The organism is Burkholderia sp. BC1, from assembly GCF_052683555.1.
The window spans coordinates 34399-60596 of the sequence record NZ_JBQYLP010000007.1 but is presented as its reverse complement, the minus strand read 5'-3'; the positions used below and the strand labels follow the sequence as shown (position 1 = coordinate 60596).

General features: G+C 69.8%; 19 protein-coding genes. 10 read left to right on the top strand and 9 right to left on the bottom strand.

All coding sequences use genetic code 11. The features are described from left to right. Positions 1 to 214: 214 nt before the first annotated feature. The gene (locus ACSHSS_RS05350) at positions 215 to 937 is read right to left on the bottom strand and encodes a FadR/GntR family transcriptional regulator (RefSeq protein ID WP_006396965.1); all 723 of its coding nucleotides are present in this window, start codon (positions 935 to 937) and stop codon (positions 215 to 217) included. 273 nt (positions 938 to 1210) lie between these two features. Between ACSHSS_RS05350 and uxuA the strand changes: the two genes are divergently transcribed. From uxuA to ACSHSS_RS05335, 3 genes are all read left to right on the top strand, one after another. Beyond that, on the top strand, positions 1211 to 2269 hold the full coding sequence (uxuA, locus tag ACSHSS_RS05345) for a mannonate dehydratase (protein ID WP_170935330.1): 1059 nt from the start codon (positions 1211 to 1213) through the stop codon (positions 2267 to 2269). Between the two features lie 75 nt (positions 2270 to 2344). Then, a complete protein-coding gene (locus tag ACSHSS_RS05340; RefSeq protein WP_012216937.1) occupies positions 2345 to 3655 on the top strand; it encodes an MFS transporter in 1311 nt (436 codons plus the stop codon). Between the two features lie 151 nt (positions 3656 to 3806). After that, positions 3807 to 5276 carry an aminotransferase-like domain-containing protein gene (locus tag ACSHSS_RS05335; protein ID WP_445544655.1) on the top strand — a complete coding sequence of 490 codons (1470 nt, stop codon included), beginning with the start codon at positions 3807 to 3809 and terminating at the stop codon, positions 5274 to 5276. Positions 5277 to 5391: 115 nt separating this feature from the next. Here the strand turns inward: ACSHSS_RS05335 and ACSHSS_RS05330 are convergent, their stop codons facing one another. Then, positions 5392 to 6672: a virulence factor family protein gene (locus ACSHSS_RS05330; RefSeq protein WP_217083878.1), complete on the bottom strand. Its 1281-nt coding sequence runs from the start codon at positions 6670 to 6672 to the stop codon at positions 5392 to 5394. Beyond that, positions 6669 to 9263: a bifunctional lysylphosphatidylglycerol flippase/synthetase MprF gene (gene mprF, locus ACSHSS_RS05325; RefSeq protein ID WP_059840822.1), complete on the bottom strand. Its 2595-nt coding sequence runs from the start codon at positions 9261 to 9263 to the stop codon at positions 6669 to 6671. The genes ACSHSS_RS05330 and mprF overlap by 4 nt, the downstream gene beginning before the upstream one ends. Before the next feature lie 279 nt (positions 9264 to 9542). Between mprF and ACSHSS_RS05320 the strand changes: the two genes are divergently transcribed. Beyond that, the gene (locus ACSHSS_RS05320; RefSeq protein WP_445544654.1) at positions 9543 to 9884 is read left to right on the top strand and encodes a hypothetical protein; all 342 of its coding nucleotides are present in this window, start codon (positions 9543 to 9545) and stop codon (positions 9882 to 9884) included. On the opposite strand, the gene ACSHSS_RS05315 is transcribed toward ACSHSS_RS05320, so the two are convergent. The 5 genes from ACSHSS_RS05315 to ACSHSS_RS05295 all read right to left on the bottom strand — a co-directional run bounded on the left by ACSHSS_RS05315 (position 9863) and on the right by ACSHSS_RS05295 (position 18917). Continuing rightward, the gene (locus ACSHSS_RS05315; protein WP_445544653.1) at positions 9863 to 14080 is read right to left on the bottom strand and encodes a molybdopterin-dependent oxidoreductase; all 4218 of its coding nucleotides are present in this window, start codon (positions 14078 to 14080) and stop codon (positions 9863 to 9865) included. The genes ACSHSS_RS05320 and ACSHSS_RS05315 overlap by 22 nt on opposite strands. 16 nt (positions 14081 to 14096) lie before the next feature. Next, positions 14097 to 14441 carry a nitrite reductase small subunit NirD gene (gene nirD / locus ACSHSS_RS05310; RefSeq protein WP_006396957.1) on the bottom strand — a complete coding sequence of 115 codons (345 nt, stop codon included), beginning with the start codon at positions 14439 to 14441 and terminating at the stop codon, positions 14097 to 14099. A 32-nt stretch (positions 14442 to 14473) separates the two neighbouring features. Continuing rightward, entirely contained in the window at positions 14474 to 17047 is a 2574-nt protein-coding gene (gene nirB / locus ACSHSS_RS05305) for a nitrite reductase large subunit NirB (protein ID WP_445544652.1), read from the bottom strand. Positions 17048 to 17068: 21 nt separating this feature from the next. After that, the gene (locus ACSHSS_RS05300; protein ID WP_012216931.1) at positions 17069 to 18394 is read right to left on the bottom strand and encodes an MFS transporter; all 1326 of its coding nucleotides are present in this window, start codon (positions 18392 to 18394) and stop codon (positions 17069 to 17071) included. 151 nt (positions 18395 to 18545) lie between these two features. Then, positions 18546 to 18917, bottom strand: a complete 372-nt coding sequence (locus ACSHSS_RS05295; RefSeq protein WP_445544651.1) for a hypothetical protein — start codon at positions 18915 to 18917, stop codon at positions 18546 to 18548. Positions 18918 to 19039: 122 nt separating this feature from the next. Between ACSHSS_RS05295 and cobA the strand changes: the two genes are divergently transcribed. From cobA to ACSHSS_RS05265, 6 genes are all read left to right on the top strand, one after another. Beyond that, on the top strand, positions 19040 to 19801 hold the full coding sequence (gene cobA / locus ACSHSS_RS05290; protein WP_006396954.1) for a uroporphyrinogen-III C-methyltransferase: 762 nt from the start codon (positions 19040 to 19042) through the stop codon (positions 19799 to 19801). Positions 19802 to 19927: 126 nt separating this feature from the next. After that, positions 19928 to 20533 carry an ANTAR domain-containing response regulator gene (locus tag ACSHSS_RS05285; RefSeq protein ID WP_006396953.1) on the top strand — a complete coding sequence of 202 codons (606 nt, stop codon included), beginning with the start codon at positions 19928 to 19930 and terminating at the stop codon, positions 20531 to 20533. Next, positions 20530 to 21573 carry a CmpA/NrtA family ABC transporter substrate-binding protein gene (locus ACSHSS_RS05280; RefSeq protein WP_035954966.1) on the top strand — a complete coding sequence of 348 codons (1044 nt, stop codon included), beginning with the start codon at positions 20530 to 20532 and terminating at the stop codon, positions 21571 to 21573. The genes ACSHSS_RS05285 and ACSHSS_RS05280 overlap by 4 nt, the downstream gene beginning before the upstream one ends. A gap of 181 nt (positions 21574 to 21754) precedes the next feature. Next, entirely contained in the window at positions 21755 to 22354 is a 600-nt protein-coding gene (locus ACSHSS_RS05275) for a uracil-DNA glycosylase family protein (protein ID WP_176157161.1), read from the top strand. 81 nt (positions 22355 to 22435) lie between these two features. Continuing rightward, the gene (locus tag ACSHSS_RS05270) at positions 22436 to 23359 is read left to right on the top strand and encodes a helix-turn-helix transcriptional regulator (RefSeq protein WP_012216927.1); all 924 of its coding nucleotides are present in this window, start codon (positions 22436 to 22438) and stop codon (positions 23357 to 23359) included. 406 nt (positions 23360 to 23765) lie between these two features. Beyond that, positions 23766 to 24464 carry a fumarylacetoacetate hydrolase family protein gene (locus tag ACSHSS_RS05265; protein WP_445544650.1) on the top strand — a complete coding sequence of 233 codons (699 nt, stop codon included), beginning with the start codon at positions 23766 to 23768 and terminating at the stop codon, positions 24462 to 24464. A gap of 445 nt (positions 24465 to 24909) precedes the next feature. Here the strand turns inward: ACSHSS_RS05265 and ACSHSS_RS05260 are convergent, their stop codons facing one another. Beyond that, entirely contained in the window at positions 24910 to 26181 is a 1272-nt protein-coding gene (locus ACSHSS_RS05260) for an MFS transporter (protein ID WP_445544649.1), read from the bottom strand. Between the last annotated feature and the right edge of the window lie 17 nt (positions 26182 to 26198).

The window sequence follows — 26198 nt, the reverse complement described above, 5'->3', positions numbered from 1 at the left end:
CGAGCGACCGACACCGAACGTTGCGCGCGCATCGAGCGCGAGCGCAGCGCGCGGTGCATGGCGACGGCCGCGCGCATTCCTCTGATTCTTCAACCGTGCGGGCGGAGCGGACGCCTCGTGCGCGACGTCGCGAGCGCACGACCGATCGCCGATCGGGGGCGGCGAGGTCCGACAGCGGCGCACCGTCTCGCGCCCGGTCGACGTCGACGCCGCGCTAACGCCACGCCTGCGTAAATTCCGCGATCACGCGCGACAGATGTGCACGCATCGCCTCGCGTGCGCCGTCTGCATCGCGCGCCATGATCGCCGAGAAGATTCGCTGGTGATCTTCCTGCGACGCCTCGCGCAATGCCGGCGAATGAAAGTGCTGCTCGATCTTGTCCCACAGCGGATCGCTGCGCGCACAGTCCCACATGGCCGTGACCATATGCAGCAGCACCGTATTGCCCGTCGATTCGGCAATGCGCAGATGAAACTGGCGGTCGGCCGCGTGGTAGGCGGCCTTGTCGCCCATCTGCTCGCGCATCGTCGTCAACGAGAAGAACAGCCGGTCGAGATCGGCGTCCTTGCGCTCGGTCGCGGCGAGCGCCGCGACTTCCGCCTCGATCAGCCCGCGCGCGCGCAGCGTCTCGATCGGCCCCGGTCCGCGCGGCAGCTCGAACGAGACGGGCCGCGCGGCATCCGCGGCCGACACGTAGATCCCCGATCCGACGCGCACTTCGACGATGCCCTGCACCTCGAGCGCAATGATCGCCTCGCGCACCTGCGTGCGGCTCACGCCGAACTGGTCGGCCAGACTGCGCTCGGACGGCAGCCGCGCGCCGGCCTCCAGCGCGCCGGACGCGATCATCGCGTGAATCTGCCGTGCGAGACCGATATAGGAACGGTCGGCAGCATCGGTATCGCGGGAAGTGGGCAGGCTGGAAAGATCGGTCATCGAAGGCTCGTCACGGGCGGGCCGGCATCGTCGCGGCACCGGGTCGCGAAAATGGTACACCAATTTCCGCTGCCGCCCTACTCGCGTCGGTTCTCATCATGTGGGAATTGCGCATATCGACATGCGGAGCGGCCGCCGTTCCCGCCGGACAACTGGTAAACCACTATCCCGCCAGATTGGCATACCAATCATAATGCGCGCATCGACGACGGAGGTCGAGCCCGCCGTGGCCGCCCGTCGCTCACGCCTCACCGCCCATCAGGAGCCGCTCCCGTGAAGATGTCTTTCCGTTGGTACGGCGAGTCCGATCCGGTCTCGCTGCAGTACATCCGCCAGATTCCCGGCGTCACGCATATCGTGTCCGCGATCTACGACGAACCGGTCGGCGAAGTGTGGCCCGCGCAGAAGATCGACGCGCTGAAGGCGACGATCGAGCGTGCGGGGCTGCGCTTCGAGGTCGTCGAGTCGGTACCCGTCCACGAGGACATCAAGCTCGGCAAGCCGAGCCGCGACCGGCTGATCGACAACTACCGTCAGACGATCCGCCATCTCGGCGCGGCCGGCGTGCGCGTCGTCTGCTACAACTTCATGCCGGTGTTCGACTGGACGCGCACCGAGCTGTCGAAGACGCTCGACGACGGCTCGACGTGTCTCGCATTCAGCACCGAGGCGGTCGAGCGGATCGACCCGAGCGCCGGCATCGCGCTGCCGGGCTGGGACACGAGCTACCGGCCCGATGCGTTGCAGGCGTTGCTCGCCGAGTATCGCGACGTCGACGAAGCCGCGCTGTGGGCGAATCTCGAATACTTCCTGAAGGCCGTGATCCCGGTCGCCGAAGAAGCGGGCGTCAAGATGGCGATCCACCCGGACGATCCGCCGCGTCCGATCTTCGGGCTGCCGCGCATCGTGAAGAACCGCGACGATCTCGCGCGGATCCTTCGCATCGTCGACACGCCCGCGAACGGCCTCACGCTCTGCTCGGGCTCGCTCGGCGCGGGCCCGCAGAACGACGTCGAGGCGCTGGTGCGCGAGTTCGGCGCGATGGGTCGCATCCACTTCGCGCACATCCGCAACGTGAAGGTCGACGCGGCCGGCAATTTCGAGGAAACGGCGCACCTGTCGAGCTGCGGATCGCTCGACATCGCCGCGATCGTGAAGGCGTATCACGACACGGGCTTCACCGGCTACGTGCGGCCCGATCACGGCCGGATGATCTGGGGCGAGACCGGCAAGCCCGGCTACGGCCTCTACGATCGCGCGCTCGGCGCGGTCTACCTGAACGGACTGTGGGAAGCGCTCGCGAAGTTCGATCGCGCGCCGCAGCCGGCGTAACCGTCATCGCCTTCGAGGCGGCCGGCGCCGCGGATCGCCGGTCGCCCGCCACGACATTCCGCGCGGAGACACCTCATGCCACGCATCCGATGGGCCATGATCCTGATGTGCTTTCTGGCCAACGTCATCAACTTCATCGATCGCGCGAACCTCGCGATCGCGGCGCCCAGCATACGCGCGGATCTCGGCCTCGACGCGGTCGGCATGGGTCTCGTGCTCAGCGCGTTCTTCTGGACCTACGCGTTTCTGCAACTGCCGGCCGGCTGGTTCATCGACAAGGTCGGCGTGCGCGTGAGCCTCGCGCTCGCGGTCGGCTGGTGGTCGCTGTTTACGGTCGCGACCGGCGCGGCGCGCGGGCTGGCCCAGCTCGTCGGCGTGCGGCTGATGCTCGGCGTCGGTGAGGCGGCCGCAATCCCGTCGTTCGCGAAGGTCGCGTTCAACTGGTTCCCGCGCAGCGAACGCGGCCTCGCGAGCAGCATCTTCGACAGCGGCTCGCGCGTCGGCTCGGCGCTGTCGCTGCCGCTCGTCGCGTGGCTGATCTCGATCGTCGGCTGGCGCGGCTCGTTCGCGGTCACCGGCGCGATCGGCATCGTGTGGGCCGCTGCGTGGTGGTTCGTCTATCGCGACCCCGAACGCTATCGCCACATCGCGCCCGATGCGGTCGACGCGCTGCTCGCGCAGCGCGGTGCGCCGGCCGTCGCCGACAAGGCCGATCTGCCGACCGTGTCGTGGCTCGACCTGTTTCGCTACCGCACCGTGTGGGGCATGATGATCGGCCTGTTCTGCCTGAACTTCGCGATCTACTTCTTCATCACGTGGTTCCCCAGCTATCTGCTGCAGTCGCGCGGCTTCTCGCTCGCGTCGCTCGGCACCTGGGGCATGCTGCCCGCGCTGCTCGCGATTCCGGGCGGCTGGCTCGGCGGCTACGTGTCGGATAGCCTGTTCCGCCGCGGCTGGAGCGCGACCGCCGCGCGCAAGACTTGTCTCGTGCTCGGGATGCTGCTGTCGTCGTCGATTGCGCTGTCCGCGTTCGTCGATAACGTGTGGGTCTGTCTCGCACTGTTCGCGCTCGCCTATGCGAGCCTGTCGTTCGCGGGGGCGAACGTGTGGACGCTCGTCGGCGAAGTCGCGCCGACGCCCGCGCACGTTGCGTCGCTCGGCGGCATCCAGAACTTCGCGGGCAATCTCGCGGGGATCTTCATCACGACGTTCACCGGCGTGATGCTGTCGCTGACCAAGGGCTCGTTCGTCGTGCCGCTCGCGGTGGCCGGCGCGCTCTGCGTGGTCGGCGCGCTCTCCTACCTGTTCATCGTCGGCAAGGTCGAACCGCTGCCGGTCCCGCGCGGCCGCGCCGCCGCGCGTAGCGCGGAGCCGAACGCGGCGTAATGCGCCGGCCGGCGATGTGCGGGACGGCGACGGGCCGCCCGCGCGTCGCCGCGTCGCTTTCCTTTTCCGCGCACGCATCGGACAATGGCTCGCGCCCGCCGGCGCGGCCTTTCCCTGGCCCGCTCGGCGGCACCGCCGCCCTCCCAGCCCGATGAAACGCTACGAAACCCTCGCGCATACGATCGCCGACGAAATCCGCCACGGCAACCTCGCCGCCGGCACGCGGCTGCCTTCGCTGCGACAGATCATCGCGCAGCACGGCGTCAGCCAGTCCACCGTGTTTCGCGCGTACTACCTGCTCGAACAGTGGGGGCTGATTCGCGCACGCGAACGTTCGGGGTACTACGTCGCGCCGGGCGCCGTTGCGCCGGGCGCCGCCTCGCCGGGCGGCGGACCCGGGCCTGGCCCTGGCGCGTCGGAACCGCGCGCGTCGGGCCGCGCCGCATCCACGCGCAAGGTCGACATCAGCGATCTCGTGTTCTCGGTGCTCGACGCCGCGACGCAGCCCGGCATCGTGCCGCTCGGCTCCGCGTTTCCGTCGCCGCAGCTGTTTCCGCTGCCGCGCGTCGCGAAGTCGCTCGCGCAGGCCGCGCGGCGCATCAGCCCGTGGAGCACCGTCGTCGATCTGCCGCCCGGCAACGAAGCGCTGCGCCGGCAGATCGCGCTGCGCTATCTCGCGACCGGCATCGCGCAGCCGATCGACGAGCTGGTCGTCACGAACGGCGCGCTCGAAGCGCTGAATCTCTGCCTGATGGCCGTCACGCGGCCGGGCGACGTGGTGGCCGTCGAATCGCCCGGTTTCTACGCGGCACTGCAGGCGATCGAGCGGCTCGATCTGCGCGCGGTCGAGATTCCGGTCGATCCGCGCACGGGCCTCGATCTCGATGCGCTCGCGAATGCGCTCGATCGCCACGACGTGCGCGCATGCTGGTTCATGACGAATTTCCAGAATCCGACCGGCGTCACGTTGTCGATCGAGAAAAAGCGCGCGCTCGTCGAACTGCTCGCCGCGCGCGACGTGCCGCTGATCGAGGACGACGTCTACGGCGAGCTGCATTTCGGTCCCGACTATCCGCTGCCGGCCCGCGCGTTCGACCGCCACGGACTCGTGATGCATTGCAGTTCGTTCTCGAAGACGCTCGCGCCCGGCTACCGGATCGGCTGGGCGGCGGCCGGCCGGTTCGCCGAGAAGGTACAGCGGCTGAAGCTGATGACGACGCTATCCGCGAGCATTCCCGCGCAGGCCGGCATCGCGAACTACCTCGAATACGGCGGCTACGATCGCCATCTGCGCAAGCTGCGCGGCGCGCTGCAGGCGCAGCTCGACCGCATGGACGATGCGCTGCGGCGCTGGCTGCCGCCCGGTGTCGAGTGGGTGCGCCCGGAAGGCGGCTATTTCCTGTGGCTCGCGTTCCCCGACGCGATCGACGCGATGGCGCTGCATCGGCAGGCGATCGCGCGCGGCATCAGCGTCGCGCCGGGGCCGCTGTTTTCCGCGGCGCACGGTTTCGCGCGCTGCGTGCGCGTGAACTTCGGCCATCCGTGGAGCGGCGACATCGAACGCGCGATCCGCGTGCTCGGCGAACTCGCCGCCGCATCGGCCGTGCGCGGCGCGGGTTGATCGCGCCGGGCGTGCGCCGCTTCGTTCCGACGAAAAAAACGGGCCGCCCGCAGGCAGCCCGTTCGGTCTCGCCGGCACCGGCCGACGCTGTCATGATGCGCGCGCCGGCGCGCGTTCAGCGTGCGGCGACCGGCCGCTCGAACGCGCGCAGGATCTTCTTCTCGAGTGCGATGTAGTCGCGACCGAAATGATGATCGCCGCCGGTGCGGATCACGTCGACGCCGGTATTCGCGAGCGCCGGGCACATCGTGTCCTGCTCTTGCGCACCGTAGAAGCACTGGACGATCTGCGGCGGCACCTTCGCGATTTCCGGCGCAACCTTCAACGCATGCTCGCTCGCCGGCATCCCGAGCCAGCCCGTCACGCGGATCTGGAAGTCGGCAGCCGGCGCGAAGCCGAGCAGCGACATCACCTGCACCTTGTCGCGCAGATCGGCCGGCAGCCGGTTGTACGCGAACGGCATGACGTCCGCGCCGAACGAGTAGCCGACCAGCGCGACGCGGCTCGCGTGCCAGCGCTTCATGTACGTACGCATCACGCGCGCGAGATCGCGGCTCGTCTGCGCGGGCGGCTTCTCGCTCCAGAAGTAGCGCAGGCTGTCGATGCCGACCACCGACACACCGTCGCGCTGCAGCGCTTCGGCGATCGTCTTGTCGAGATCGCGCCAGCCGCCGTCGCCCGAGATCACGATCGCGAGCCGGTCGCTGCCGCCGTTGGCCGGCAGTTCGACGAGCGGCAGGTCGGACACGTCCTGCTCGTCGGCACTGCCGTCGTCGTGCAGATGCGCCGCGACGAGCGACACGAGCTTCGCCGTATCGCCGGCCGGCGCCATGTCGACGAAGCCCGGCATCGCGCGGCGCACGATCGTCGGATCGGGCGGGCACGGCTTGAAGCGCGGATCGAGCTTCGCGGCCGGCGCGACGGCGACGACGCCGGCGATCGTGTTCTCCGGCGCCATCGCGAGAATCTGCTTCGCGATCGCGCCGCCCTGCCCGACGCCCGCGACGATCGGCGTGTAGTAGCGCGACGACTGCGCGAGCCGTTCGAGCTGATGGCTGACCGCCTCGGCGTCGCCGTCGAGATGGTGGCAAGTCTCGGCCTTCGCGGCGAGCGTCTTCGCATAGCGTTCCGCATCGACGCCGACCGTCATCGCGCCGGCTTTCGCGAGCGCGTCGGCGGCCTGCTGATCGGCGGCGGTCCAGCCGCCCTCGCGCGAGAACAGCACGACGAAGCCGCGCAGCGGGCCGTTCGGCTTCGTCACCGTGACGGGCCCGTAGCGGCCGCCCGGCACCGTTTCGGTCTTCGTCGCGACCGGCTGCGCGGCAAGCGCGGCGCCGGCCAGCATCCATCCCGCGCAGGCGATGGCGGCCCGCGCGATTCCCTTCTTCGACATCATGAGCGCCGACCTCCAGCCAGCAATGACAGATCCGCGAGCGTGACGAACACGCCGACCGAACCGGACGCCGCGAGGTAGCGCGGTTCCCAATGCGGTTCGAACTTGCTCTTGAACGCACGCAAGCCGCGGAAGTTGTAGAAGCGTCCGCCGAAGCGCCACACCATCAGCCCGACCCGGTGCCACGGCGACGGCATCTTCGCCGCCCCCATCCCCGAGAACGGCGCGATGCCGAGGCTCAGCTTGCGGAAACCCGCTTCCTTCAGATGCAGCGCGAGCTGCGTAAACAGATACTCCATCGCGTACGGCGACGCCTCCGGCAGATGGCGCATCACGCCGACCGTCGCCTCGGTATTGAGGTCGGTCGTCATGAACGTGACGAACGCGATCGGCTTGTCGGCCTGGCGCACGAGCATCACCGATTGCGTCGCGAGATAGCCGTCGTGGAACGCGGCAACGGAAAAGCTCTTCTCGCGCGCGTCGCGCGTGTCGAGCCACACGTTCGAGATCTCGCGCAGCACCGGCAGCGCGGCCGGCACGTCAGCCGGTGCGATGACCTCGACCGACAGCGCGTCCTTGTCGCCGCGACGCAGCGCATAGCGCAGATGCGAGCGATGCGAGCCCTTCAGATCGAATTCGTCGAGCGCGATATGCGCTTCCTCGCCGAGCTTCATCAGCGTGAGCCCGGCATCGAGATAGAGCGGCAGCGCATTCGCGCGCACCTGATAGAACGCGGCGCGCCCGCCGTGACGGTGCGCGAGCGCGATGAACTTGCCGATCAGCGCCGGCCACTCGTCGCGCGGGCCGACCGGATCGTAGAGCGCGGCCCACGTGCGGCCGTATTTCGCATACATCAGGAACGCGCGGCGCGAATCGGAGAACAGGAACGACTTGTCGCCCATCAGCGCGAGACCGGCATCACTGCACTCCTGCGCGCGGACGATCCGCTCGGCGTCGAGCAGATCCTGCGGCGTGGGCTTCGTGAAGCGGCCGGGCGCCGGACGCAGCAGCTGCCACAGCGCGAACATCGCGACGAACACGCCGGCCGCGAGCGTCGCGCGCAGCGCCCGCGGCGCGCGCGCATCGAACGAGAAATGCGACCAGAGCTCGCGCGTGTAAGGCACGTCGCGGAACGCGAAGCACAGCACCCACACGGCGAGGATCAGCACCATCGTCACGGACACGAACCAGCTCAGCGTGAAGCGCTCGGCGAGCAGCGACGAATGACGGTTGAAGCGGCGCCGGCTCACGAGCAGCAAGACCAGCAGCGTGCCGAGCACGCCCGCCTCGACGAATGCGAGACCCTTCGCGAGCGACAGCGCGAGGCTCGCGAGCGTCAGCACGAAGGTCATCCACCATGCGCCGTCGAGGCGGCGCAGCAGCCCGCGCGCGACGAACAGCAGCGCGACGCCGAGCACGCTGCAGATCACTTGCGAGCCTTCGAGCACCCAGAGCGGGATGACGTTGCGCAGGATCGCGATGCGATGCCAGAACGCGGGCGTCGCGCTCGAGATCACGAGCATGCTGCCGACCGCGAACGTGACGAGGCTCAGGAACAGCGGCGCGAGCTGCGACACGCGCGCGGCCTGACGCGAGACGAGCCGGCGCCGCAGCGCGCGGCCCTCGAATGCAGCGAGCAGCCCCGCGGACAGCACGAGCGGCACGCCGAAATAGATCGCGCGATAGGCGATCAGCGCGGCCAGCATCGCATGCGCGGGCACGGCGCTGCCGAGCGTGAATACCATCGCCGCTTCGAACACGCCGATCCCGCCCGGCGTATGGCCGATCATGCCGAGCAGCAGCGCGGCCGCGTAGACGGTGATGAACGTCGGGAAGCCGACCGGCGCGGCCGGCAGCAGCACCCAGAGCGTGAGGCCCGCGGCGATCACGTCGAACACCGCCGACACGATCTGCGCGACGAAGTCGCGCCGCGCGGGCACGTCGAACGCGAGCCACTTGAAGCGCGTGACGACGGGCCGCGCGACGGCGCCGCACATCATCGTCATCGCGGCCAGCACGACGAGCAGCACGATGCCGATCGCCGTCATCGCGCCGGGCGCGACGTGCAGCATGGCGCCGAGCGTGCCGGGCACGCACACCATGCCGATCGCCGTCATGAACACCAGCGCGAGCGCGAGCGTGGCGCTCGTGAATACCGTCATGCGGCCGATCTGCGCGGGCGTCACGCCCGACACGCCGTACACGCGCGCGCGCACCGCGCCGCCCGTCAGCGCGCCGAAGCCCGTCGCGTTGCCGAGCGCGGAGCCGGCGATCGCGCCGATCCACAGCGCCGCGCGCGGCACCTTCGCGGCGACGTAGCGCAGGCCGACCGCGTCGCGCGCGACGAGCGCGACGTAGCTGAGCGCGGTCGCGGCGAGCGACGCGCCCCACTCGCCGGCGGACATGTGACGCAGCTCGCGGATCACCGACCGGTAATCGACCGATTGCGACAGGTGCTGGAAAACCAGGATCAGCAGTACGCCGATGCCGAGCGCGAGCAGCGGCGACAGCACGCGCTCGTTGCGGATCAGCGCCGCGACACGGCCGATCGCCGACGCGGCACGGCCGGGCGAACCAGGGTGGCGGGAGGACATAGATTATTCGCGGTGATGCATAGCGGTCGCGGCGCGGATGCGAGGCGGCGACGAATCGGGTTGTTCTGCATGGGCGGCCCGCTGCGGAGCAACGCGAGCGGCGCCTGGATCAGAAACGGTGAGTATACGAAAACTACATTACAAAATCTTTCAGTTTTTTCGCGGGTGGGGCTCTGCGGATCGCATCACGGCGATCGCGCCCGCGGCGCACGTCAAACATGCGCACGGAGCGCATGATAGCCGGAATCGGCGAGGCTGTTTCATCGGATGAATACCCGCGTGGGCGATGCGGAAATTGCCGTGTCGGGGAGCGGCGAAGCCGGTGCGGGAGCGCTCGCCGAACCGCCGGTAAAGACCGGCCGTGAGCGGTTTGCGCGTGAATACGTTTGGCTCGTTGAAGCTGGCAACGCCGGCCGCACGCGCGATGCTCGCACGCGTAAGGTCCGCGAAGGCGGCGCAGTCGGAACGCTGCTGTCGAAACCGGCCGAAGCGTCCGTGCGCGACTGGCGACTGGCGACTGGCGACTGGCGACCGGCGATCGCCGGCGCCGGCGCCGACGCGCACGCCGTCACGGCCGGCGCAGCCGCGCCCGAGACTGCTCAGTACACGTCGCGCACGTAGCGCCGCGCCTTCGCGAGCCGCGCGACGTAATCGTTCGCGGCGTCGTCCGACATCCCGCCGTGCTCGGCGACGACGGCCTTCAGCGCCGCATCGACATCCTTCGCCATCCGCGCGGCGTCGCCGCACACGTAGAAGTGCGCGCCCTCCTCGAGCCAGGCGAACAGCTCGGCGCCGTGCTCGCGCATCCGGTCCTGCACGTAGATCTTGTCGGCCTGATCGCGCGAGAACGCGAGATCGAGCCGCGTCAGGAAGCCGCTGTCGCGCATCGCGGTCAGTTCGTCGCGATAGTAGAAGTCGGTCTGCGCATGCTGTTCGCCGAAGAACAGCCAGTTGCGTCCGCGCGCGCCGCACGCCTGCCGCTCGTGCAGGAAGCCGCGGAACGGCGCGATGCCGGTGCCGGGCCCGACCATCACGATCGGCACGTCGCCGTTCACCGGCGGCCTGAAGTGCGCGGATTTCTGCACGAACACCGGCACGCGGCCGTCTTCCGCGCGATCGGCGAGAAACGTCGAGGCGACGCCTTTGCGTGCGCGCCGGCCGTTGTGATAGCGGACGGCCGACACCGTCAGATGAATCTCGCCCGGATGCGCGCTCGGGCTCGATGCGATCGAGTAAAGCCGCGGCTGCAGCCGCTTCAGCATGCCGACCAGTTCCGCGCCCGACAGCTCGACCGGAAACTCGTGCAGCACGTCCGCGAGCTGCTGCCCCCACAGCCACTGCTTCAGCTCGGCCTTGCGGTCGTCGCGCAGCAGCGTCTTCAGCGCGCCGTTCGCGCTGCGCGACGCAATGAACGCAAGCGTGTCGGGATGCGGGCGCGTGATGTCGAAATGGCGCGCGAGCGCGTCGCCGAGGCGCGTGTCGCCGACGCCCGGCACCGACACCGGCGTATCGGCCTTCAGCGCCGTGACGGCCAGCAACTCGTCGACCAGTTCGGGGCAGTTGGTCGGCCACACGCCGAGCGCGTCGCCCGTTTCGTATTCGAGGTTCGCGCCGTCCGTCGACAGCGACACGTAGCGTGTATCCTTCGCGGCGCCCGGACGGTTCAGCCGCAGGTTCGCGACGAGCTTCGACGGCGCCGGATGGGCCTTGCTCGGCAGCAGCCCCGCTGCGTTGTCGGCGCCGGCCGGCACCGCGTGCAGCGCGGCGTCGGTGTCCTTGATCCGCGCGACCACGCGTTCGAGCCACTGGTCGGCGTCGCGTTGAAACTCGACGTCGCAGTCGACGCGCGCGCAGAGCCGCGTCGCGCCGAGCTCCGCGAGCCGCGCATCGAGCCGGCGCCCGTGGCCGCAGAACTGGTCGTAGTTGCGGTCGCCGAACGCGAGTACCGCAAAATGCACGCCGTCGACGCGCGGCGCCGCGTCGGCCGCGAGCGCGTCCCAGAACTCGCGGCCGTTGTCGGGCGGATCGCCGTCGCCGAACGTGCTCGTCATCAACAGCACGTATTGCGCGCTCGCGAGCGACGCGACCGGATAGTCGGCCATGCATGCGGTACGGATCTCGAAGCCGGCGTTCATCAGCTGCGTCGCGTAATCCTCGGTCAGCGACTCGATGTTGCCGGTCTGCGATGCCCACAGCAGCACGACCTTGGGCCGCGTGCGCACGATCCGCACGCCGCCCGGTGCGGGCGCGGAGGCGTCCGCCGGCCGTGCGCGCGCCACGGCGTCGGCCGCATCGGACGGCGTCGCGCGGCTGAACAGCCCCGCCAGCATGCCGTCGAGCCAGTAGCGCACCGGCGGCGCGAGCGGCGCCAGCGCGGGCAGCACCGGCACGCCGCCTTCGCGGCGGCCCGCGCTCGCCTTCAGCCCGCTGACGAGGCCGGCCACGTACGACCGTTCCGCGTCGGTCAGCGGCGGCGGCGCGAAATCGGCCACGCCGAGCGCGGCCGCGAATGCATCGATGTCTGCCATGTCGAATTCCTGGGTAGCGGCGGCCGGCACCGGCGGCGTCGCCGGCGCGCTGCCGACCTCGTCGGCGTCGGCCGATTGCATCGCCTCGGGCTCGGCCGCGAATGCGCCGGTGTCGACGCGGCGCAGCGCGACCGCGCAGTATTTCAGTTCCGGCTGCTGCGATTCGGCATCGATCGCGTCGTGCGTGACCGCGTTGATGCAGAGGTCGTCACCGTACACGTCGTTCCAGTGCATCGGCGCGAAGCACTGGCCGCGCTGCACGCGCTCGGTCACGATGGCCGGCAGCACCGCGCGCCCGCGCGCCGAGCGAATTTCGACACCGTCCTTCGCACGCACGCCGAGCGCATGCGCGTCGTCGGGGTGCAGCTCGACGAACGGCCGCGCATTGAGCTTGTTCAGCATCGCGACCTTGCCGGTCTTCGTCATCGTGTGCCACTGGTGCTGCAGCCGGCCGGTGTTCAGCACGATCGGGAACGTGTCGTCTGGCAGTTCGGCCGGCGCGACGTGCGGCCGCGCGAAAAAGCGGGCCTTGCCGGACGGCGTCGGAAACGCGAGACGCGGCGTGCGCGCCGCATCGTCCTCGCCCTCGCGCTCGGTCACGGGCGCCGTGCGCAGCGTCTGACTCACGCCGTCGTTCAGATAGCGCAGCGGATGGCGCTCGCGCGCCGTGCCGGGCGCGACGGGCCACTGCACGGGCCCTTCGCGCAGCACCGCGTGGCTCGCGCCGCGCAGGTCGTAGCCGGTTGCCGGATTCGAAAAGCGCACGATCTCGTCGAACACGTCGGCCGCCGACGCGTAGTCGAACGCGTCCTCGAAGCCCATCGCGCGCGCGACCTCGGCGACGATCCGCCAGTCGGGCAGCGCATCGCCGGGCGGCGCGATCGCCTGCCGCATCAGCGTCATGTTGCGTTCCGAGTTCACCATCACGCCGTCGCCCTCGGCCCACAGCGCACCGGGCAGCAGGATGTCCGCGTAGCGGTTCGTTTCGGTATCGAGAAACGCATCCTGCGCGATCACGAGCTCGGCGGCCTGCAGCGCGGCGATCACGTTCTGGCGGTTCGGCACGGTCGCGACCGGGTTCGTGCAGATGATCCAGCACGCTTTCACGTCGCCGGCCTGCATCCGCGCGAACAGGTCGACGGTGCCGCCGCCCGCTTCCGCGCGCAGCGTGCCGTGCGGCACGCGCCACAGATCCTCGACGAACCGGCGGTCCGCTTCCGACAGCGTCGAACGCTGGCCCGGCAGCCCGGGCCCCATGTAGCCCATCTCGCGGCCGCCCATCGCATTGGGCTGGCCCGTCAGCGAGAACGGGCCGCTGCCGGGCCGGCAGATGCGGCCCGTCGCGAGATGCAGATTGCAGATCGCGTTCGTGTTCCAGACGCCATGCGTGCTCTGGTTGAGCCCCATCGTCCAGCAGCTCGTCCACTCCGGCGCGTCGCCGATCCACTGCGCGGCCGTGCGGATGTCGGCTTCCGCGAGGCCCGTGATCGCGGCGACGCGCTCGGGCGTGTAGTCCGCGAGAAACGCGGGCATCGCGTCCCAGCCTTCGGTGAATTCGGCGATGAACGCGCGATCGATGCGGCCGTTCGCGTGCAGCAGATGGAGCAGCCCGTTCATCAGCGCGAGGTCGGTGCCGGGCCGGATCTGCAGGAACAGATCGGCCTTGTCGGCGGTGCCCGTGCGGCGCGGATCGACGACGATCAGCTTCGCGCCGGCCTTCACGCGATCCATCATGCGCAGGAACAGGATCGGATGACAGTCGGCCATGTTCGCGCCGATCACGAAGAACAGGTTCGCGCGATCGAAGTCCTGGTACGAGCCCGGCGGGCCGTCCGCGCCGAGCGACTGCTTGTAGCCGGTGCTCGCGCTCGCCATGCAGAGCCGCGAATTCGACTCGATGTTGTTGGTGCGCACGAAGCCCTTCGCGAGCTTGTTCACGAGGTACTGCGCCTCGATCGACATCTGCCCCGATACGTAGAACGACAGCGCGTCCGGGCCGTGCGTGTCGAGCACCGCGCGCAGGCGGCGCGCGGTCTCCGCGATCGCGTCGCGCACCGGCAGCGGTACGTGATCTTCGTCGCGCGCGCGCCGCACGAATGCGCGGTCGAGCCGCCCGGAGCGGCGCAGCGGGACGTGCGCCGACGAGCCCTTCGTGCAAAGCCGCCCGAAGTTGGCCGGATGATCGGGGTCGCCCGAGACCTTGACGACCTCGCCGTCCTCGACGTGCAGCACCATCCCGCAGCCGACGCCGCAGTACGGGCACACGCTCTTCACGCTGGTGGCGGTCATGCGCGCTCCGCGATCGTCAGGCCGCGACCCACACGTAGCCGTCCTCGACGCGCGACGGATACGCATTGACCGACTGCTCGGGCGCCTCGACGCATTCGCCGGTGCGCAGGTCGAAGTGGTGCTTGTAGAGCGGCGAGGCGACCACCACGCGCTCGCCGAGGCTGCCGATCAGCCCGCGCGACATCACGGCCGCGCGCGAGACCGGATCGACGTTGTCGATCGCGTACACGCCGCCGTCGCCGTGCGCGACGTGGAAGACGGCGACCTGTTCGCCGTTGACGAGTGCGCAGACGCCGGTGTTCGGCACGATGTCGTCGAGTGCGCAGACGCGCGTCCAGGACTGCGGAAGACGATCGTTCATCGGACTCTCCTTGAAGATGACGGTGGCACGGATCAGACGGTTTCGGATTCGGCGACGCGCTCCGCCGCGACGACCGGGATCGCGACGCGCTTGCCGCCGACGCGTTCCTCGGGCGTGGCAGGCCGGATCTGGCCGCGCGTTTCGACGAACGCGATGGTCGTGTCCGGCGCATCGCTGTTGACGAAATGGCGGAAGCGGCGGCGCGTGTCGGGATCGTTGACGGCCTTCTTCCACTCGCACTCGTACGTGTCGACGACGTGCTGCATGTCGGCCTCGAGTTCGGCCGCGATGCCGAGCCGGTCGTGCACGACGACGTCGATCAGATAGTCGAGGCCGCCTTCGAGGTTGTCGCGCCACACGCTCGTGCGCTGCAGCCGGTCGGCGGTGCGCACGTAGAACATCAGGAAACGGTCGATATAGCGGATCAACGTGTCGCGATCGAGATCGGCGGCGAGCAGCTCCGCATGCCGCGGCTTCATCCCGCCGTTGCCGCAGACGTACAGGTTCCAGCCCTTCTCGGTCGCGATGATGCCGACGTCCTTGCCCTGCGCTTCCGCGCATTCGCGCGTGCAGCCCGACACGCCGAACTTGATCTTGTGCGGCGCGCGCAAGCCCTTGTAGCGGTTCTCGATGTCGATCGCGAGCCCGACCGAATCGTCGACGCCGTAGCGGCACCACGTCGAGCCGACGCACGACTTCACGGTGCGCACGGCCTTGCCGTACGCGTGCCCCGATTCGAAGCCGGCCGCGATCAGCTCTTCCCAGATCGACGGCAGCTGCTCGACGCGCGCGCCGAACAGATCGACGCGCTGGCCGCCGGTGATCTTCGTGTACAGCCCGTACTTCTTCGCGACCTGCCCGACCGCGATCAGCCCTTCGGGCGTGACTTCGCCGCCCGGCATGCGCGGCACGACCGAATACGTGCCGTCGCGCTGGATGTTCGCGAGGTAGTAGTCGTTCGAGTCCTGCAGCCCCGCGTGTTCCTTCTTCAGCACGAATTCGTTGAAGCACGACGCGAGAATGCCCGCGATCGCCGGCTTGCAGACGTCGCAGCCGAGCCCGCGGCCGTGCTTCGCGAGCAGTTCGTCGAAGGTTCGGATCCGCTCGACGCGCACCAGATGGAACAGCTCCTGCCGCGAATACGCAAAGTGCTCGCACAGATGGTTGTTGACCGCGAGCCCTTGCTTCTTCATCTCGGCCTTCATGATCTGCGTGACGAGCGGCACGCAGCCGCCGCACGAGGTGCCGGCGCCCGTGCACGACTTCAGCGCGCCGAGGGTCGTCGCGCCGTCGTTCACCGCCGCGCAGATCTGCGACTTCGACACGTTGTTGCACGAACAGATCTGCGCGCCCGCGGGCAGCGCGTCGACGCCGAGCGCGGGTTTCGCCGCGCCGTCCGACGACGGCAGGATCAGGAATTCGGGCTGCTCGGGCAGCTCGATGCGGTTCAGCATCATCTGCAGCAACGTGCCGTATTCGGTCGCGTCGCCCACCATCACGGCGCCGTGCAGGAACTTCCCGCAGTCGGACACGACGAGCTTCTTGTAGATCTGTCGACGCTCGTCCGCGTACTGATAGGTGCGGCTGCCGGCCGTCGTGCCGTGCGCGTCGCCGATGCTCGCGACGTCGACGCCCATCAGCTTCAGCTTCGTGCTCATGTCGGCGCCGGCAAACACGGCGGCTTCGTCGGTGCGGCCCGCGAGCTGTTTGGCGACCACGCGCGCCATGTCGTAGCCGGGCGCGACGAGCCCGTACACGGTGCCGTTCCAGGCCGCGCATTCGCCGATCGCGTAGATGTCGGCGTCGCTCGTGCGGCACGCGTCGTCGATCGCGACGCCGCCGCGCGGGCCGATCTCGAGCCCGCAGGCGCGCGCCAGTTCGTCGCGTGCACGGATGCCGGCCGAGAACACGATCATGTCGGTATCGAGATGCGTGCCGTCCGCGAACACCATGCGATGCGTGCCCTCCTCGCCGTCGACGATCTCGAGCGTGTTCTTGCCGGTATGGACCGTCACGCCGAGCGCTTCGATCTTCGCGCGCAGCATGCGGCCGCCGCCGTCGTCGACCTGCACGGCCATCAGCCGCGGCGCGAATTCGACGACGTGCGTATCGAGCCCCATGTCGCGCAGCGCTTTCGCGCATTCGAGGCCGAGCAGACCGCCGCCGACCACGACGCCGCGCTTCGCGCGCGCGCCGCACGCCTGCATCGCTTCGAGATCCTCGATCGTCCGGTACACGAAACAGTCCGCGCGATCGTGGCCCGGCACCGGCGGCACGAACGGGCGCGAGCCCGTCGCGAGCACGAGCTTGTCGTACGCGAGCGTGTCGCCCGACGCGAGCGTGACCGTGTGCGCGGCGCGGTCGATCGACACGACGCGCGCATTGAGCCGCAGGTCGAACTGCGGATGACGCGCGAAGAAGCCGGGCTCGACGAGCGAGAGGTCGTCCGCCGATTTGCCCGCAAAGAACTCGGACAGATGCACGCGATCGTACGCCGGACGCGGCTCCTCGGCGAGCACGGTGGCCTGCACCGCCGCCGTTTCGGCGGCGACGCATTCGAGGAGCTTGTGGCCGACCATCCCGTGGCCGATGACGATGAGTTTCATGATGGCGTTTCCTTCGATCGATCAGTTCGCGGCGTTCGCGGCAGCGAGTGCGCGGTCGCGCAGCTCGGCCTCGCGCGCCTTGTGTTCTTCGCTGAAGCGCACGGCCATCGCGCAGAGCGCCGTCGCGGTGACGGCGAGCCCGAGCAGGCTCAACGCGTGCTGCACGTCGCCGACGCCCTTCAGCAGGAAGCTCGCGGCGACCGCGCCCGCGTTGCCGCCGGCACCGACGATCCCGGCGACGCCGCCGAGCGCCTTGCGGTCGATGAACGGCACGAGCGCATAGGTCGCGCCGCACGCCATGTGCGTGAACAGGCCGAAGGTTAGCATCGCGACGAGCGCGATGCCGACGCTCTGGGCGTGCGAGAACCAGATCAGCCCGAGCCCTTCGCCGACGATCAGCGCACAGAGCAGCGTCGCCCGCACATCGAGGCTGCGGCGCGCGGCGACCTTGTCCGACAGCCAGCCGCCGAGTGCGCGCGCAAACAGCGCGAGCAGCCCGAACAGGCCGGCCGCGAGGCCCGCATCCTTCAGCGACAGATGGAAGTGATCGACGTAGTACAGCGCGGCGATGTTGTGGATGAACACCTCGACGCCGAAGCACGCGCCGTACGTGACGAACAGCATCCACACGCGATAGTTCGCGCACGCGGCGAAGAAGCTCGCCCAGCCGCCCTTCTTGCCGCTGTCGATCGTCACGCCCGCTTTGCGCAGCGCGATGAAGTCGCCCTGCGGGCAGTCCTGCGCATAGCGCCAGTACGCCCACGCCATCACGAGCATCGCGATGCCGGGCACGACGAGCGCGGCGCGCCATGCCGAATCGTCGCCGAGGCCGAGCATGAGGCCGGCCGCGACGAGCAGCGGCATCAACGCCTGCGTTGCGCCGGCGCCTGCGTTGCCCCAGCCGGCCGTCGTCGCGTTCGCGGTGCCGACGACGTTCGGCGCGAACATCACCGACGTGTGGTACTGCGTGATCACGAAGCCCGCGCCGATCGCGCCGATCCCGAGCCGGCAGATCAGAAACGACAGGTAGTCGTGCGTGAACGACACCGCGAACACCGGAATCGCGCCGAGCACGAGCAGGCCGACGTAGACGCGGCGCGGACCGAAGCGGTCGCACAGCGGGCCGACCAGCAGCCGCACCGCGATGGTCGCGGCGACGGCCGCGATGTTGATGTTCGCGACCTGTGCGGCGCTCAGATGGAATTCACGTGCGATCAGCGGCATCAACGGCGCGCACGCGAACCACGCGAAGAAGCAGACGAAGAACGCCATCCACGTCAGATGGAACGCGCGCATCGGCGCGGTGCGGAGGCTGAAGAGATCGATACGGGTAGCTTTGTCGGTCATGTCATCCGCCAAACGAAAAACGGCGTCCTGCGCACACGGTCTCGTCTGTCGAGAGCCGGTGCGTAGGACGCCGTTGCCCATGAAGCCCGTTGCCGGGCGCGTCGGTATTCGGTACTGCGAGCCGGATCGCCGTTGATCCGCCCGGACGCTGTTACGCAAGCGCCGTGCCAATGACGCGGCCAGCGCGCCGCAACGCCCGCCGCACAAGGCGCGCGCGGCATCGGACCATGCGCGCGGCGCCCGCGCGGACGACGCACGCCGACGCAGCGAGGCACAGATGTGGTGCGATGCAGCACTGAAGCCGTGCGACATCGCGGTGCGCGGCAGCCGCCAACGATGCACGTCGATGCGGCATCGCGTCGGCCCGCATCGCGCGGCCCTGCACGCGCACCGCGCGATTGCGCCGCGCATCGCGATGCGCGCGATACCGGTTGGCCCGGATATTGCTGAATCGAGAGCGGACATCGGCAACGACGCCGATGTGCAGTGTCGGAACGAGCGGCCCGTCGATGCGGACGGGCAAATCGGGACAACGGCGTCCGTTGCGTGCGCGGCATCGCCGGGTGCGGCCGTCATAGCGGCTGCCGACGCTGCCGCAATGACCGCGTTGAACGACCGCCCGCCCGGGCGGCGATGGAATACGACATGACGACTGGAAAAGTCACGCTGCTGGGCGCCGGGCCCGGCGATCTCGATCTCCTCACGCTGAAGGCCGTGAAAGCGCTGGCGGCCGCCGACGTGCTGCTGCTCGACGATCTCGTCGACGCGCGCATCGTCGAACTCGCGCCGCATGCACGCGTCGTGCGCGTGGGCAAACGCGGCGGCTGCCGCTCGACGCCGCAGGCGTTCATCGAGCGGCTGATGCGCCGCTACGCGCTGCGCGGCGCGCACGTCGTGCGCGTGAAAGGCGGCGATGCATTGCTGTTCGGCCGCGCCGGCGAAGAACTCGCGACGCTGCGCGCCGCCGCGATTCCGGTCGAGATCGTGAACGGCATCTCGTCGGGCTTCGCCGCTGCCGCGAGCCTCGGCGTGTCGCTGACGCACCGCGAGCATTGTCAGGGCGTCACGTTCGTGACCGCGCATCGGCAGGATCACGGCGAGCCCGACTGGGCGCAACTCGCGGCAACCGGCACGACGCTCGCGATCTATATGGGAATGAGCCGCATCGAGCGAATCGCCGCGGGCCTGCTCGCCGCATTGCCCGCATCGACGCCCGCCGCGGCCGTGCAGTGGGCCGGCACGCCCGCCGAACGGCGCTGGATCGGCACGCTCGGTGCGCTGGCCGACGGCGTCGAAGCGGCGCGGCTCGGCAGCCCCGCCGTGATTCTCGTCGGCGCGGCGATCGGCGAAGCGGGCGCGCTCGCGCTCGATGCCGATCGCGCCGCCGCCCTGTCGCGGGCCGCGTAGCATGCGCGGCGTCATCCCGCCTCTCGTCGAATCCCGCGTGCGGGCTGGCTGCGGCACGCGACGGCGATACGTCGTCGCGTGTCCGGTTCCGTCCGCCATCGATCCGCAACCGTTCCCGTTCGTGCAATGAGCTCGCCCGTTCTGTCCGGCCGCTTGCGCGTGCTGCTCGTTACCGACACCGACAAACCGATCGGCGAACTGCGCACGGCGCTCGCGCAGCGCGGCTACGACATGCTCGCCGACGTCGCGACGCCCGCGCGTCTGCCCGCCGCCGTCGAGGAGCAGCGCCCCGACGTCGTGATCATCGATACCGATTCGCCGTCGCGCGACACGCTTGAACAGCTCGCGGTCATGCACGCGACTGCGCCGCGTCCGGTCGTGATGTTCAGTCACGACGCCGATCAGGCGCTGATCCGCGCGGCCGTCGGCGCGGGTGTCAGCGCGTATCTCGTCGAAGGGCTGTCGGCCGAGCGGCTCGCGCCGATTCTCGAAGTCGCGCTCGCGCGCTTCTCGCACGACGATGCGCTGCGTCGCCGGCTCGCCGACGTCGAGCGCGAGCTCGCGGAGCGCAAGCTGATCGACCGCGCGAAGCGCCTGCTGATGGATCAGCGCAGGCTGTCCGAGCACGACGCATACGCGACGCTGCGCAAGCGCGCGATGGATCAGGGGCTGCGCATCGTCGACGTCGCGCGCCAACTGCTCGATGCGTCACCTTCGTCTTCCTCGTCATGAATACTTCGCCCCCCGCAGCGCCCGAACGCTGCCATCTCCGCATCGGCTTCGTCGCGCTCAGCGACGCGGCACCGTTGATCGTCGCGCAGCGCCTGAAGCTCGGCGCGGCGCACGGCCTCACGCTCGAACTGAGCCGCGAGCCGTCGTGGGCCGCCGTGCGCGACAAGCTGCTGAGCGGCGAGCTCGACGCCGCGCATGCGCTGTACGGGCTCGTCTGCGGGCTGCAGCTCGGCATCGGCGGCCCGCGGGCCGACATGGCCGCGCTGATGGTGCTGAACCGCAACGGTCAGGCCATCACGTTGTCGCGCCCGCTCGCCGATGCCTATCGCGCGCACGGCAGCGTGCGCGACGCGTTCGCGACGCTCGGCCGCAAGCCGCTGCTCGCGCAGACGTTCCCGACCGGCACGCACGCGATGTGGCTCAACGCGTGGCTCGCGTCGCACGACGTCGATCCGCTGCACGACGTGCGCAGCGTCGTGATTCCGCCGCCCGAGATGGTTGCCGCGCTCGCCGGCGGCGAACTCGACGGCTTTTGCGCGGGCGAGCCTTGGCATGCCGTGGCCGATGCCTGTGGCGCGGGCCGCACGGTCGCCGTCACCAGCGAGATCTGGCCCGACCATCCGGAGAAGGTGCTCGCGAGCCGGCGCGATTTCGTCGCGCTCTATCCGGCGACCTCGCGTGCGCTGATCCGCACGCTCGTCGACGCATGCGCCTGGCTCGACAGCGCCGCGCACCGCCGCGAAGCGGCCGACTGGCTCGCGTCGCCGGACGCGCTCGGCGTGCCGGCCCGGCTGATCGCACCGCGCCTGCTGGGCGACTACGGGGCGGGGCCGTTCGCGCAGCCGCCGCTGCCGATCCGCTTCCACGACGGCGGCGCGGTCAACCGGCCCGATCCGCGCGACGGCCGCTGGTTCCTCGCGCAATACCGGCGCTGGGGCATGCTCGACGGGCCGCACGACGACGCGGGCATCGCCGCGGCGATCGCGCAGACCGCGTTGTATGATGCTGCGGTCGCCGAACGCGGCATGACCGGCGCGTGATAGGCCGAATGCGCCGAATGCGCCGAACGGGCTGAACGCGCTGCGACGCGCGCCGGCAAGCCGGCATGGGCGCGCGGCCTCTCGGGCGCCGTCGCCGATATGCACGCCCGCCACGTGCGGCACGCGCCGCCGCCGTTCGGGACGACGCCGTACCGCCCGCTCCGTCCCCCGATCCGAACCGATGCCGAAACGATCGCGCACGCCGCTCGACGTGCTGCTCACCGAAATCCGCGCCTGCCGCGCCTGCGAAGCCGACCTGCCGCTCGGCCCGCGCCCCGTCGTGCGCGCGCACCGCGATGCACGCATTCTGATCGTCGGCCAGGCGCCCGGCGCACGCGTGCATGCGAGCGGCATTCCTTGGGACGACGCAAGCGGCAAGCGGCTGCGCGACTGGCTCGACGTCGACGCCGACACGTTCTACGACGACACGCGCTTCGCGATCGTGCCGATGGGCTTCTGCTACCCCGGCCGCGGCGCGAGCGGCGACAATCCGCCACGCGCCGAATGCGCGCCGCTGTGGCTCGAGCGGCTGCTCGCGGAGCTGCCGTCGATCCGGCTGACGCTGCTGATCGGCCAGTACGCGCAGCGGCATTTCCTGCGCGACACGCGCAAGCCGACGCTGACCGACACCGTCGCCGCATGGCGCGATTACGGCCCCGACGTGCTGCCGCTGCCGCATCCTTCGCCGCGCAATCAGGCCTGGTTCAAGCATCATCCGTGGTTCGACGCCGAAGTCGTGCCGGAGCTGCGGCGGCGCGTCGCGCCGCTCGTCGCGGGCTGAGCGCGGGCCGCGCCGATTCCGGCCGCGCGCCGTTCGCTGTACCATCGCGGCTCCACAGCGTCACGAACCGCAGAATCCGTCATGTCCTCCCCCGCCCCGCCGCGCCTGTACGGGATGCCCGAACGCAGCGACCGGCTCGATTTCTACATCCGCGATCAGGCGTCGCGGCAGGCGATCACCGAGCCGCACCGGCACGCGTATTTCCAGATCCAGTTCAATCTCGGCGGCGACACCGAGCAGCGGATCGGCGGCGTCACGCGGCCGTTTCCGCGCGGCGCGCTCGCGTTCGTGCTGCCGTATCGCGAGCATCTGATTCCGCATCCGGAAGGCGCCCACTTCATCGTGATCAACTTCAGCCAGGCGTTCCTGCGCGCGGATCTCGACGTCGACCCGCTCGATCTCGAGGACGTGCCCGCGCACCGCTTTCCCGAGCTGACGCCGTTCCGCTTCCAGGAGCATCTCGACTTCATCCTGACCGGCGACACGTTCGACGAGGCGCGCCGCCTCGCGTTGTGCATGATCGACGCGGACCGTGCGCGCACGTTCGGCTCGACGACGCTGCTGCGCGGCTACCTGCTGCAGCTGATCGGCCTCGTCTGCACGCAGTACGCCGGTGCGCTCGACAAGCTCGCGCAGCGCGGCGCACAGCGCGCGGGCCGGCGCGATGCGCTCGCGCGCGTGCTGCGCCACGTGCGCGCGAACCTGACGCGCGAGGATCTGACGCTCGCGGCGACCGCGGAAGCGGCGTTCCTGTCGCCGAACTACCTCGCGCATCTGATCCGCAAGGAAACCGGCAGCACGTTTACCGATCTCGTGACCGAACGCCGGATCGCGCTCGCGCAGTCGCTGCTGGCGCATACGAGCCGACGCATTGCCGACATCGCGCGCTCGGTCGGGTTTCGCGACGAAGGCTATTTCGCGCGGCGGTTTCGCGCGCGTGTCGGGGTGTCGCCGAAGGCGTATCGTGACGCGAACGCGGCGCTGCCGGTTGACGATGACGCGTGAGTGGACGACGCGTGAGCGGTGCGGGGTTGACGGGGGCGGTCGGCGGGTGGCGGCGCGTCTCGGACGGCGGGCGGCCGATCGGTGCGGTTGCCGCGCGTTGCGTGCTGTTCGGCGATTTTGATCTTCTGACTTGCGCCTTTCGTCGGTCGCCGCCCGCCGGTCACCATTCGTCTGCCGCTTTCCCGCCTTTCGCCTTTCGCCTTTCGCCTTTCGCCTTTCGCCTTTGGCCTTCCGCCGCCCGCTTTCCGCTTCCTCGTTTCCGCTCCCCGCCCTGCGCGCGTAGTTTTGTCCCGGTAAACCGCAAATGCGTCGCATCCGGTCGCGCGCGGCTCGGGTATCGTTCAGGCATGCCGGCCCGCGCGTCGCGCGCGCCGCTGTCCGTCTTTCTGTCGAACGAGGCCATCCGATGTCCGAAACCGTCATCGACGCTCCCGAGCGTCCTTCCGTCGAAGTCGATCAGTCGTCCGCACGCTTTCCGCTGCGCCGCGTATTCTGCGTCGGCCGCAACTATGCGGATCACGCGCGCGAAATGGGCGCCGATCCCGACCGCGAACCGCCGTTCTTTTTCATGAAGCCCGCCGACGCGATCGTGCCCGCGCGCGGCACGGTGCCGTATCCGCCGCTGACGCAGGACCTGCATCACGAGATCGAGCTGGTCGTCGCGATCGGTACCGGCGGCCAGTCGATCGACCCCGCGAACGCGCTGTCGCACGTGTGGGGCTACGGCGTCGGCGTGGACCTGACGCGCCGCGACCTGCAGGCCGAAGCGAAGAAGCTGAGCCGGCCGTGGGACTGGGCGAAAGGCTTCGACGCGTCGGGCCCCGTGACTGCATTGCGCCCCGCATCGGCGATCGGTCATCCGGCGACCGGCCGAATCTGGCTCGAGGTGAACGGCGACACGCGCCAGCAAGGCGATCTCGCCGACATGATCTGGGGCATCCCGGACGTGATTGCCTATGTGTCGCGCTCGGTCGAGCTGAAGGCCGGCGACCTGATCTTCACCGGCACGCCGGCCGGCGTCGGCGCGCTGCAGCCCGGCGATCGCGTGACGGGCGGCGTCGACGGCGTCGCGACATTCGAGTTCACGGTCGGCGTGAAGCCTTAAGTGCTGTGCTCGCACGTTGCCGATGCGAATCGGTTGCGTGCGCAACGATCTTGCCGCGGCATGTGCGCAGCCGATTGCGGCGCATGCCGCGGTACCCTTTCGGACGGGTTTCGAGTACGGCGCGATTGCGTTCGCGCTGGCTGTGTCGCGCACATCGAATGCGCGCACGCACGCCGCGGACGACGACGCCGAAGCAACAACCGCATGCGGGCGTCTTTCGCGCCCTTGACGCACCTCACGTGGAAATCGGCGAGCGTCGTCACCTGCCGAGCGGTGTCACTTCGCCGCAATCGCGCCCGCGCCCGCCGCGTCAAGCGCACCCGACGACCGCGCGCAGCACGCGGCATAAGCACCGCCGAAGCAACAACCGCAGGCAACAGTGTCTTTCGCGCCCTTGACGCACCTCACGCGGAAATCGGCGAGCGACGCAACTTGCTGAGCAGCGTCACTCCGCCGCGATCGCATCTGCGCCGGCCGCGTCGCGCGCATCGAACGACCGCACACAGCACGCGGCGGCCAGCGCCGCCGCCGCGGACAACAGCATCATCGCAAGCGGTGCATAGCCGGCATTGCGCGACGTCACGACCGCGCTCGTCAGCGACGACAGCGCAGCGCCGCCCGCGATCGTCATCGCGCCGGCAAGCCCGGACGCGCTCCCGGCCAGCTCCGGTCGCACCGACAGGGCGCCCGCATGCGCGCCGGGATTCGTGAACCCGTTGCCGAGCCCGACCAGCACGCACGGCCGGAACCACGCAGCCGCATGCGTTGCGCCGCCGACCTGGAGCGCCAGGGCGATCAGCGGCCCCGCGCAGGCGACGATGCGGCCATACAGAATCGTCGTCGCGAGCGGATAGCGATGCGCGACGCGGCCCGCGAGAAAGCTGCCGCATACGAAACCGGCCGTGATCGTCCCCATGCAGACGCCGAGTTCGGCCGGCGCGATCGCGAACACCGCGCGGGCCGCAAGCGGCGCGCCGGCGAGGAACGCGTAGAACGTACCGGTCGAAAACGCCATGCAGAGCGCGTACGCCCAGAAGCGGCGCGCGCGGAGCAGCGCCGGATACGCGCGGAACTGGCGGGCGAGCGTCGGCGACCGGTGCGTATGGGTTTCGGCGAAATCGGACGCGCACCAGGCGAACAATGCGACGCCGACGGCGCCGAGTAGCCAGAAGTTCGCGCGCCAGCCGGCCGCCTGTTCGAGCGCGCCGCCGAGCGTCGGGCCGATCATCGGCGCGAACGCGGCCGCCATCGCCGCATAACCGATCCGGCTCGCCGCGCGGCTGCCGCCGGCGGCGTCGCGGATCGTCGCCATCGAGACCGGATACACCGACGTGATCGCGGCCTGCATCAACCGGCACGCGAGAAACGTGCGGATGTCGGTCGCCAGCGCGCAGCCGATTGCGCCGAGCGTGAACACGCCGACGCTCGTCAGCACGATCGGGCGCCGCCCGAAGCGGTCCGATAGCGGCCCCATCAGCAATTCGAGCGATGCGGCGAGTGCCGCGTAGCCGCCGATCGCGAGCCCGACGAGCGCATAGTCCGCACGCAGGTCGCGCGCGATGGCCGGCAGCGACGGCAGGAACAGGCTCAGCGGCAGCACCGAGAACGCACACAGCAGCATCAGCGTCGCGCGCGCGGGCGCGCCGCTGGCCGGACCGTTCGACCGATTCGATTGCAAGCGAATGCCCTCCGCGCACGCGCGCGAGGCCGTGCGCAAACACGTGAAAATCCCGA

Excerpts from the sequence above, each read along its gene's own strand:
- ACSHSS_RS05350 (WP_006396965.1), bottom strand. The coding sequence starts at position 937 with ATGACCGATCTTTCCAGCCTGCCCACTTCCCGCGATACCGATGCTGCC.
- ACSHSS_RS05340 (WP_012216937.1), top strand. The coding sequence starts at position 2,345 with ATGCCACGCATCCGATGGGCCATGATCCTGATGTGCTTTCTGGCCAAC.
- ACSHSS_RS05335 (WP_445544655.1), top strand. The coding sequence starts at position 3,807 with ATGAAACGCTACGAAACCCTCGCGCATACGATCGCCGACGAAATCCGC.
- ACSHSS_RS05330 (WP_217083878.1), bottom strand. The coding sequence starts at position 6,672 with ATGATGTCGAAGAAGGGAATCGCGCGGGCCGCCATCGCCTGCGCGGGA.
- mprF (WP_059840822.1), bottom strand. The coding sequence starts at position 9,263 with ATGTCCTCCCGCCACCCTGGTTCGCCCGGCCGTGCCGCGTCGGCGATC.
- ACSHSS_RS05315 (WP_445544653.1), bottom strand. The coding sequence starts at position 14,080 with ATGACCGCCACCAGCGTGAAGAGCGTGTGCCCGTACTGCGGCGTCGGC.
- nirD (WP_006396957.1), bottom strand. The coding sequence starts at position 14,441 with ATGAACGATCGTCTTCCGCAGTCCTGGACGCGCGTCTGCGCACTCGAC.
- nirB (WP_445544652.1), bottom strand. The coding sequence starts at position 17,047 with ATGAAACTCATCGTCATCGGCCACGGGATGGTCGGCCACAAGCTCCTC.
- ACSHSS_RS05300 (WP_012216931.1), bottom strand. The coding sequence starts at position 18,394 with ATGACCGACAAAGCTACCCGTATCGATCTCTTCAGCCTCCGCACCGCG.
- cobA (WP_006396954.1), top strand. The coding sequence starts at position 19,040 with ATGACGACTGGAAAAGTCACGCTGCTGGGCGCCGGGCCCGGCGATCTC.
- ACSHSS_RS05285 (WP_006396953.1), top strand. The coding sequence starts at position 19,928 with ATGAGCTCGCCCGTTCTGTCCGGCCGCTTGCGCGTGCTGCTCGTTACC.
- ACSHSS_RS05280 (WP_035954966.1), top strand. The coding sequence starts at position 20,530 with ATGAATACTTCGCCCCCCGCAGCGCCCGAACGCTGCCATCTCCGCATC.
- ACSHSS_RS05275 (WP_176157161.1), top strand. The coding sequence starts at position 21,755 with ATGCCGAAACGATCGCGCACGCCGCTCGACGTGCTGCTCACCGAAATC.
- ACSHSS_RS05270 (WP_012216927.1), top strand. The coding sequence starts at position 22,436 with ATGTCCTCCCCCGCCCCGCCGCGCCTGTACGGGATGCCCGAACGCAGC.
- ACSHSS_RS05265 (WP_445544650.1), top strand. The coding sequence starts at position 23,766 with ATGTCCGAAACCGTCATCGACGCTCCCGAGCGTCCTTCCGTCGAAGTC.